Raw genomic sequence first — 2012 nt, 5'->3', positions numbered from 1 at the left:
ATAAAGGCATAAGATCCTTTATCTTTGTGAATTCTTACATTAATTTCTGAAGCGAAGATTCAACGGAGCGATGAATCTTAAAGAGAACATGCCCGTGAAGTGCTCCTGAAATGGGTGAAAACACGCTCACCCCATGACAATGCCTGTGAATCATGACTTGTAAAATGCGAAGAAGCATCAAACGTCGTCATATCCTGTTTGTATAATCCAAGGATTAGTTCGGTATCTGTAACCATGAGTCCGAACTTCAATGGGTTGTCTGAGATATATTGGATATAGTTCGAACAGGCCCTCATCTGTGACAGTTGTGAAGCATATGGTTCGGCACGGAGTTGCATTTCAACCTCCGCAGTGATAATCATCTCTACAGGTACACCCTCAATCACCTGCGAAATTACATATTGGAGATGACCAGGGCTGATCATCGAAGATATCCAGTGAATTCGTTTTGCTTTTTCAATCGCGGTCTGATAATGTGCATACACCTGAAATATCTCAACAGAAGTATCAGCAATGATCTGTGAGTTGTAGAGATCACTCATCTCTTTGATGGACTGCTCCGGTATTCCTTCAAGATAGTGTTCCTGCCAGAAAGTATCGTGGTTAGTCAGAAGAGAAAAGAGTCTGGTAATCTCATTGATTTTCGCTTCGAATATTCTACCGAGCGGGGTCAGACAGTACTGATATTTCTGGGCTGATATAAACGAACGTTTTTCAAGTGCTCGGATTCTTGGAATAATCGCCTGAGAGGAGGAACCGGTGATCGTACGCAGATCAGAAAGGGTCTTGCATCCCTCACCCAGAGAGAGAAGGATTTGCATCTGCAGTCGTGACCTGAAGATGGATTCAAGCCCAAGCCTGATATCATTATAGGCGAATAGAGGGGAGATCATATTTCACGTGAGTGTATAGATCAGACTCACCTATAAGAGTCACGGTCTGATAGATGATAGGAAAAAAAGATCTGCCAGGTATGCCAAAAAGAATCACAGCAGTTTTGTCTCTTCTTTAGGCTTTGGCACCTTCACCACGAGAACCCTGAAGACAGAATCACTCTCATTCAGCCACCGGTGAGGAATCCTTGCCGGACTTTCAATTAACATATCCTTTGTACAGGTTGCCTTCTCGTTCCCAATCTCCACAATGCCGGTTCCTTCAAGAACATAGAAGAAGACATCAACCGGGGTGATGTGTTTTTTCAGCGATTCACCTGGCTGAAGGGTGATCACAACCGCTATGGCATTATCTGTATCATACACCTTCCGGGCATCCACATGATGCGGATTAGGTCCTGATACTACATTTGCGACATCAGTAATCTTCATAATCTTCACTAATTCTCCAGGGGAATGTAAGGAATCAGGGAGAGCAGTTCTTCCTTCAATGCATTAATACCCTTTCGCTCCATGAACCTTGCTGTACGCTCCCTCCGGTTGGCATGGGTCCGATAATATTCAAGTAGCCGAACTACACAGTCAACCACTTCATCAGATGAAAGATTCCAGGCGATAAGATCGCCAATCCGGGGTTTTGTCCCACCATTTCCGCCAAAAAAGATCATCCATCCCCGGGAAGTCCCGACAATCCCAATATCCCTTATCTGACTTTCACTGCAGCATCGTTGGCATCCGGATACCCCGATCTTCACCTTTGCAGGAAATTCTTCAGTCTTCAGTCGCTTTTCTATCTGCGCTGCAAGGGCGATAGAGTCCTGGGAACCATATCTGCACATCTCGGTTCCAAGACATGCCTGGACAAATTTTACTCCTGGCCGTATCTCCGGCTTTGCCAATGGTCCGAGATCCTCAAACACCTTTGGAACATCGTCTGCAGAGATTCCGGCAAGGATGATCCGTTGCCCAGAGGTGATCTTCATGATCGGGACATGATACTTCTTTGCAATGGCGGCGATACGTTCAAGATCTTCAGGAGTCGTCATCCCTGCTGGAATATGAGTCATAATCGCGTACCCTTTCCCATCACGTTGAGGAATAGCACCGGTGGTTCCTGAT

At 45.5% G+C, this 2012-nt stretch carries 3 protein-coding genes; all 3 read right to left on the bottom strand.

Annotated elements, in window-relative coordinates; genetic code table 11:
* Nucleotides 1–77: 77 nt before the first annotated feature.
* The gene (locus VN429_RS06345) at nucleotides 78–893 is read right to left on the bottom strand and encodes a helix-turn-helix transcriptional regulator (RefSeq protein WP_325631070.1); all 816 of its coding nucleotides are present in this window, start codon (nucleotides 891–893) and stop codon (nucleotides 78–80) included.
* A 93-nt stretch (nucleotides 894–986) separates the two neighbouring features.
* The gene (locus tag VN429_RS06340; protein WP_325631067.1) at nucleotides 987–1325 is read right to left on the bottom strand and encodes a cupin domain-containing protein; all 339 of its coding nucleotides are present in this window, start codon (nucleotides 1323–1325) and stop codon (nucleotides 987–989) included.
* 8 nt (nucleotides 1326–1333) lie between these two features.
* A partial coding sequence (locus VN429_RS06335; protein ID WP_325631065.1) for a nitrite/sulfite reductase domain-containing protein occupies nucleotides 1334–2012 on the bottom strand: 679 nt, incomplete at its 5' end.

The sequence above is a fragment of the Methanospirillum sp. genome (genome assembly GCF_035560735.1).
Classification (GTDB): domain Archaea; phylum Halobacteriota; class Methanomicrobia; order Methanomicrobiales; family Methanospirillaceae; genus Methanospirillum.
This window is presented reverse-complemented; position numbering and strand designations above follow the sequence as displayed.